This is a genomic window from Pseudophaeobacter sp. (genome assembly GCF_039971195.1).
Taxonomy (GTDB): Bacteria; Pseudomonadota; Alphaproteobacteria; order Rhodobacterales; family Rhodobacteraceae; genus Pseudophaeobacter.
The window spans coordinates 1-7218 of record NZ_JBDWPJ010000058.1; the positions used below are offsets into that span (position 1 = coordinate 1).

The following is a 7218-nucleotide window of genomic DNA, read 5'->3' on the forward strand; positions in this document are numbered from 1 at the left end:
AAATAGCCCAAGGATGCAGGACATGGACCATTTGTCCAAAGTCCGCCACCATTTAGGGAGGATCGGTTCACCTGTGGATACAGGAACCGCGCCATAGACCATCTCAGTCATGGGAATACCGCCAGTTTTGCCTCAAGATCAGCCCCATTTTGGGGTCATTAAGCATAGGGTACCCTGAAACCGCCCTTCAAGCCAGCCCATTGATGGCTATCGGGCGGGATTTTGCGAGAGCCTGCCTTTTGCCGTCGCTCGCGCTCAGCCCCCGCGCGCCCTCTGGCCCTACGCCCCCTCTGCTCTTGCACCACTGCGCCATCCATGGTGGATGCTCCCCATGTTGATAAACACCGTGATTCTTGGCGCTGGCGCCGCTGGCATGATGTGCGCCGCCCATGCGGGTGGCGATTGTCTTGTGGTGGACCACGCCAAATCTCCCGGGGAGAAAATCCGCATCTCCGGTGGCGGGCGCAGCAATTTCACCAATCTCGACGTCACGCCACAAAACTACCTGTCGCAGAACCCGCATTTCTGCAAATCCGCCTTGGCGCGCTACACCCAATGGGATTTCATCTCTTTGGTCGACAGCTACGGTATTGCCTGGCACGAAAAGACCCTTGGCCAGTTGTTTTGTGATGGGTCAGCCAAGCAGATCGTCGCGATGCTGGTCGATGAGCTCAGCAAAGCCGGTGCCCAGCTCTGGCTACAAACCTCGCTCAAAGACCTGCAGTATTCAGACGGGCAATATCACCTGACGCTGCTGCGCGAGGGCAAATCCCGAGCAGTCACCTGCAACAATCTGGTCCTGGCCACCGGCGGCAAAAGCATCCCCAAAATGGGCGCCACCGGTCTGGCCTATGACATCGCCCGCCAGTTCGACCTGCCCCTGGTGGAAACCCGCCCCGGCCTGGTCCCCTTCACCTTTCCTGAGGCGCATTTTGCCACCCTGGCTGGCACCGCCCTGCCTGCGCGGCTGTCCAATACCCGCGCCAGCTTTGACGAGGCGCTGTTGTTTACTCATCGTGGCCTCTCCGGCCCTTCGGTATTGCAACTCTCCTCCTATTGGCGCGAGGGAGAGGAGATCAGCGTCAATCTGATCCCGGAAACCGACCTCTTCACCCTGCTGCGCGATCAACGCCAGACCCAGGGCCGCCGGGCTCTGACCAATGAGGTGGCCCGCCATCTGCCGGGGCGGCTTGTGGAGTTTCTGGCAGCAGAGTTCGACATCTCCGGCAGGCTCGCCGATCAGTCGGATGTCGCACTGCAAGAGCTCTGCGATGCTTTTCGAAACTGGCAACTCACCCCCGGAGGCTCTGAGGGTTACCGCACTGCCGAGGTCACCCTAGGCGGTATCGACACCGATGCGCTGTCCTCCAAAACCATGCAGGCCCAAGACCAGCCCGGTCTGTTTGTCATCGGCGAGGCCGTCGATGTAACCGGCTGGTTAGGCGGCTATAACTTTCAATGGGCCTGGGCCTCAGGCCATGCCGCAGGTCAGGCCATCGCCGCGCGGCGCTAGCCCCTGCCCTCCACCACGAGAGGTTTTCCGTTTCGGAGCCACCCTTGCACCCCTCTCAAGACAAGGCGCCAGTCACAGGCTCCAGATAAATCGCCGAGGGGCCCCGCAGCGCGGGGAGGCGGCTATTTCTCTTGACCCTGTGGCGCGTTTTGTCAGCGAGGAAAAGCAAGGGAGGGTCGGCAACGGATTTCCGTTTTGGTGAACCTGCAGCCCTTCACCTGTTGTCTTGGCGCTTTCCGACCTCAGCCCAGATGCGCCTCGACCTCGGCACTAAAATCATCGCCGCGCTGTTCAAAATTATCATATTGATCAAAGCTCGCCGCCGCCGGGGCCAGCAGCACCACATCCCCCGGCTCGGCCTCAGAAATGGCCTGCGCCACTGCCCGCTTCATTGAAGTGCAGACCTCCGCCTCCACGTCCAGCTGCAGGGCAAACCCGGCGGCCTCGCGGCCAATCACATAGGCTTTGCGCACCGATCCGGTCTGACCTTTAAGTGCCTCCAAGCCACCTTCCTTCTCCAAGCCGCCACAGATCCAACGGATATTCTTGAAAGCACTCAGGGCTTTCATGGCGCTGTCGAGATTGGTGGCCTTGCTGTCATTGACAAACCGCACCCCGGCCACCTCTGCCACAGTCTGGCTGCGGTGCGGCAGGCCGGGATAGGTCGCAAGCGCCGCCTCAATCACCCGTGGCGCCAGGCCCAACACGCGCGCCGCTGCATAGGCGGCACAGGCGTTCTGGTGGTTATGGGCGCCGGGCAATCCGGTCATCTGGCGCAGATCGATCGAGGCAACCTGCCGCCCCTTGCGCATCTCGCTGAGGAACCCCTTGCGGGCAAAGATATTCCACCCCGGCCCTGCCAGCTTGCGTCCCGAGGCCACCCGGATCACCCGATCATCGGTTGAGGCCTGCGCCATTTGCCCGGCAAGAAACAGCCCCTCGTCCTCATCAACACCTATGATGGCGCGGTCTGGTCCACCCTCAGCAAACAGCCGACGTTTGGCAGCAAAATAGCCGCCCATACCGGCATGGCGGTCCAGATGGTCTTCGGAAAGATTGGTGAAAATCGCAACATCTGGCGTCAACGCCCGGGCCAACTCTGTCTGATAACTCGACAGCTCCAGCACCACTACCCCGGCATCGCCGGGCGGGTCGATATCCAGCACCCCAAGGCCGATATTGCCGGCCATCTGACTGTCACGCCCGACGCTTTCCAGAATGTGGTGCAGCAGTGCCACCGTGGTGGATTTACCGTTGGAGCCAGTAACGGCCACCACCTTTGGCGGCTGATCCAACATGTCCCAGCCCTGGGCCGGAAGCGAGGCAAAGAACAGGCCGATGTCATTGTCCACCGGCACGCCAGCCTCCAGCGCGGCACGGACCACCGGGTTTGGTTTCGGGTAGAGATGCGGGATGCCGGGCGAACAGATCAGCACGGCCACATCATCAAAGGCGCCGTGTTTGCGCAGATCCCGCAGCTCAAACCCCTCCGCCTCTGCAGCCGCGCGGGCCTGTGGCTGGTCATCCCAGCAGATCGGCGTGGCACCGCCCGCCAGTAAGGCCCGCGCCGTGGCAAGCCCAGAGCGCCCCAGCCCCAAAACGGCAACCACCGCGCCTTCAAACCCTTGCACCGGGATCATTGCCCACCTCGTCTCTTGATCAAATTTTGCCGCACAGTGCACCGCAGCCACACCAGTTTGCAAGAGCGTAGAGCCGTTCCGGCAGCGCCCCTTGCAGAGGCCTTCAGGCCTCTGCCACGCCCAACAATTGTCAGAGAGGCAGCGCCTCTCGGAATTGACGGGAGCGCTCCCCTCGTCCTAAAAACGCCCAGACAGCAAAAGGGAGGCCGCAGCCCCCCCTCTCAGATACCCGCAGCACTCAACGCGCCTCAGCGCACCTTGAGCGTGGCCAGTCCGATCATTGCCAGGATCAGCGCGATGATCCAAAAGCGGATCACAATGGTCGGCTCGGCCCAACCCTTTTTCTCATAGTGGTGGTGGATCGGCGCCATCAGAAAGACGCGTTTGCCGGTGCGTTTGAAATAGAGCACCTGAATGATCACCGACAGGGCCTCGACTACAAAAAGCCCCCCCACAAGAGCCCAGACCAGCTCGTGTTTGGTGACAACCGCGATGGCGCCGAGGGCACCGCCCAGAGCCAGAGAGCCGGTATCGCCCATGAACACCGCAGCGGGCGGAGCGTTGTACCACAAAAAGCCAAGCCCGCCGCCAAAGAGCGCGGCGGCAAAAACCAGGATTTCCCCGGTGCCGGGCACATAGTGCACATCCAGATATTCGGTAAAATCGACCCGGCCAACCGCATAGGAGATCACCCCTAGGGTACCTGCCGCAATCATCACCGGCATGATCGCCAGACCGTCCAAGCCATCGGTGAGGTTCACCGCATTGGCCGAACCGACGATGACGATGATGACAAAGGGCACATAGAAATAGCCCAGATTGATCAGCGTATCCTTGAAAACCGGCAGGGCCAGCTGGTTTTGCAGTGCTTCGGGATGATAGGCGCTGGCCCAAAGGGCGGCGATCACAGCGATCAGGATGCCCAGCAGCAGCCGCACCTTGCCAGATACTCCAGCAGTGTTCTGCTTGGACACCTTGGCATAGTCATCGGCAAAGCCAATCAGCGCAAAGGACATGGTGACAAAGAGCACCAGCCAGACAAAGGGATTGTCCAGCCGCGCCCAGATCAGAGTTGCGGTCAGTAGCGCTCCAACAATGAGCAAGCCGCCCATGGTCGGCGTGCCTGCCTTAGTGAAATGCCCCTCGGGGCCATCATCGCGGATCGGCTGGCCTTTGCCTTGGCGACGGCGCAGCACATTGATCAGCGGCTTGCCAAACAGGAAACCAAAGACAAGCGCGGTCATAAAGGCGCCGCCTGCCCGGAAGGTGATATAGCGGAACAGGTTGAAAAAATCGCCGCCATCCGACAGGGCCGTCAGCCAATAGAGCATCTCTGAGTGATCCTCGCCTTTAGTTTAGGTTTCAAGATTAGCGCTTGCCATGACCCAATTCCCGGATGCCGTCAACGATCTTGGAGAGCCCGACGCTCAAAGAGCCCTTGGCCAGCACAATATCGCCACAGCCCAGCTGGACGGGTAAATCCGGGATCACATCCGCAGCGGTTGCGTAGTGTTTGCCGCGCTTGCCTTCCGGTAGGGCGGCATGCAGATGTGCCATCAGCGCCCCGACGCAATGGATCTCGTCAATTGCCTCCAGCGCTGGCAGTTCCGCAAGCTCTGTGTGCAGGTCCACTTCTTGCGGGCCTAGCTCTGCCATATCGCCAAGATAGGCAATCCTGCGCCCTTTGCCCTGGGCCTCTGAAAGCGCGGGCGTTGCGGCCAGCACCGAAAGGGCCGCCGCCATCGAAGTGGGGTTGGCATTGTAGCTGTCATCCAGGATCAAAAGCTTGCCTGACGGCAAGGCGACCTCGACCCGCGCACCGCGGCCCTTGACCGGCGACCAGAGCGCCAGCACCTGCGCCGCCCGCACCGGATCCGCCCCCGCAGCGGCAACAGCCGCCAGGGCGCCCAGAGCATTCATCGCAAAATGTGCCCCCAGTGACTGAATATGAAGGTCCAGTTTGGCAGCCCCACATTGCACCTCGGCAAGGGTTTCCTCACCGCTGATCCGGGTTGAAAGCAGCCGGTAGTCTGTGGTGGCTTTACCAAACCAGACATGACGCGCCGCCAGCCGTTGCGCTTCATCGGCCAGCACCTCGGCTTCTGCAATATCCGCGTTCAGTACCGCCACACCGCCGGGCTCCAGACCTTCCATGATGGCAGCCTTTTCACGGGCAATCCCGGCGACATCCTCAAAGGCCTCCAGATGCACTGCAGCCACGGTGGTCACCATGGCCACATGCGGGCGGGCCTGACGGGCCAGGGGCGCAATCTCGCCGGGGTGGTTCATGCCAATCTCGACCACCGCAAATTCCGTGTCGCGCGGCATCCGCGCCAGGGTGAGCGGCACCCCCCAGTGATTGTTGTAGCTGGCAACCGCCGCATGGGTCTTGCCCTGATCCGCAAGCATCGTAGCGAGCATTTCCTTGGTGGAGGTCTTGCCAACCGAGCCGGTGACCGCGATCACCCGTGCCCCGGTGCGCGCGCGTGCCGCCTGCCCGAGACCTTCGAGCGCGGCCTGCACATCCTCGACAATCAGCAAAGGCGCATCTGATGCCACGCCTTCGGGCCGATGGGTAACAAGCGCCGCCCCCGCGCCTTTCTCCAGCGCCTTGGCGACAAAATCATGGCCATCGCGCGCGGCTCTGAGCGCAACAAACAAATCTCCCGGCTGCAACGTACGGGTATCGATTGATATCCCCGAAACCTGCCAGTCGCCTGTGGCCTCACCACCGGTTGCCGTTGCGGTCTCTGCCGCGGTCCAAAGCGCGCTCATACTGCTTTTCCATCCAAAACCGCAACCGCCATGCTGGCCTGCTCCACATCGTCAAAGGGCAAGACATCCGTGCCCACCACCTGGCCGCTTTCATGGCCCTTGCCGCAGATCAGCAATGCATCACCCGTGCCCAACATATCGACGCCACGCAGGATAGCCTCGGCGCGATCGCCAAACTCCAGCGCCCCCGGTGCGCCGCCCATGACGGCAGCGCGAATGGCTGCCGGGTCCTCGGTGCGCGGATTATCATCGCTGACAATGACTAGATCCGCATTGTCATGCGCCTCCCGTCCCATCAACGGACGTTTTGTGGCGTCGCGATCGCCGCCAGCGCCAACGATGGCAATCAACCGCCCCATGACATGCGGGCGCAGCGCCTTGATCGCGGTGGCCACCGCATCAGGGGTATGGGCATAATCCACAAAAACCGCAGCGCCATTGTCGCGCGTGGCAGCATGTTCCATACGACCGCGCACCGTGGTCAGATGCGGTAGGGTTTCAAACACTGCAGCCGGGTCTTCGCCGCCGGCTATCACCAAGCCGCAGGCCAGAAGCACGTTTTCAGCCTGAAATCCTCCGATCAGATTAAGCCGCATCTGATAGGGCTGATCATGCCAATTGAACCGCAGGTCCTGGCCAGTGTCGTCAAAGCGCAGACCCGTAAGGCTTATATCCCCCAATCCACGCCCGACGCTCAGCACTTCCTGGCCGCGTACAGCGGCCACCGCCCGCATCTCTGTCCCGCGCGGATCATTCATATTGATCACCGCAACACCTTCTTCGGGTAGCACCCGGCGGAACAACCCGGCCTTGGCGGCAAAGTAGGCCTCAAAGGTCTCGTGGTAGTCCAGGTGATCCTGGGTGAAGTTGGTAAAGCCTGCCGCTGCCAGCTGCACACCGTCCAGACGACATTGGTCCAGCCCATGCGAGGAGGCCTCCATCGCCGCGTGGGTAACGCCAGCTGCTACCGCCTTTGCCAGGGCGGCATGCAGGGTGATGGGTTCCGGTGTGGTATGGGCCAGCGGATGGCTCCAGGCGCCTTCGATACCAGTGGTGCCAAGGTTGACAGCCTCGTGGCCCAACTCACACCAGATTTGACGCACAAAGGTCGCCACCGAGGTTTTGCCATTTGTGCCGGTCACCGCCACCATGGTCTGTGGCTGCGCCCCAAACCAAAGCGCTGCCGCATAGGCCAGGGCCTGGCGCGGGTCTTCGACGATCACCAGGGCCGCGTGGCTTTCCTCCAGTGGCTGGGCTGCGATTTTGGCGCCCGCAGCATCGGTCAAAATA

At 61.6% G+C, this 7218-nt stretch carries 5 protein-coding genes; 1 reads left to right on the forward strand and 4 read right to left on the reverse strand.

Annotation, left to right across the window (positions count from 1 at the left end):
• Positions 1-331: 331 nt before the first annotated feature.
• Positions 332-1513 carry a BaiN/RdsA family NAD(P)/FAD-dependent oxidoreductase gene (locus ABJP42_RS05060; RefSeq protein ID WP_348338933.1) on the forward strand — a complete coding sequence of 394 codons (1182 nt, stop codon included), beginning with the start codon at positions 332-334 and terminating at the stop codon, positions 1511-1513.
• Positions 1514-1755: 242 nt separating this feature from the next.
• On the opposite strand, the gene murD is transcribed toward ABJP42_RS05060, so the two are convergent.
• The 4 genes from murD to ABJP42_RS05080 form a co-directional block, all read right to left on the reverse strand.
• Positions 1756-3153 (reverse strand): UDP-N-acetylmuramoyl-L-alanine--D-glutamate ligase, encoded by a 1398-nt coding sequence (gene murD, locus ABJP42_RS05065; RefSeq protein ID WP_348338935.1) that lies wholly within the window; start codon positions 3151-3153, stop codon positions 1756-1758.
• A 248-nt stretch (positions 3154-3401) separates the two neighbouring features.
• Positions 3402-4484, reverse strand: coding sequence for a phospho-N-acetylmuramoyl-pentapeptide-transferase (mraY, locus tag ABJP42_RS05070; protein ID WP_348338937.1), 1083 nt, complete (start codon positions 4482-4484; stop codon positions 3402-3404).
• Between the two features lie 37 nt (positions 4485-4521).
• Complete coding sequence (locus ABJP42_RS05075) at positions 4522-5928, reverse strand: UDP-N-acetylmuramoyl-tripeptide--D-alanyl-D-alanine ligase (RefSeq protein ID WP_348338939.1); 1407 nt, start codon at positions 5926-5928, stop codon at positions 4522-4524.
• On the reverse strand, positions 5925-7218 hold a 1294-nt coding region (locus tag ABJP42_RS05080), incomplete at its 5' end, for a UDP-N-acetylmuramoyl-L-alanyl-D-glutamate--2,6-diaminopimelate ligase (RefSeq protein ID WP_348338941.1). The genes ABJP42_RS05080 and ABJP42_RS05075, both read right to left, overlap by 4 nt.

What these genes read in the sequence shown, in the direction of transcription:
- ABJP42_RS05060 (WP_348338933.1), top strand. Translation starts at nt 332, where the DNA reads ATGTTGATAAACACCGTGATTCTTGGCGCTGGCGCCGCTGGCATGATG.
- murD (WP_348338935.1), bottom strand. Translation starts at nt 3,153, where the DNA reads ATGATCCCGGTGCAAGGGTTTGAAGGCGCGGTGGTTGCCGTTTTGGGG.
- mraY (WP_348338937.1), bottom strand. Translation starts at nt 4,484, where the DNA reads ATGCTCTATTGGCTGACGGCCCTGTCGGATGGCGGCGATTTTTTCAAC.
- ABJP42_RS05075 (WP_348338939.1), bottom strand. Translation starts at nt 5,928, where the DNA reads ATGAGCGCGCTTTGGACCGCGGCAGAGACCGCAACGGCAACCGGTGGT.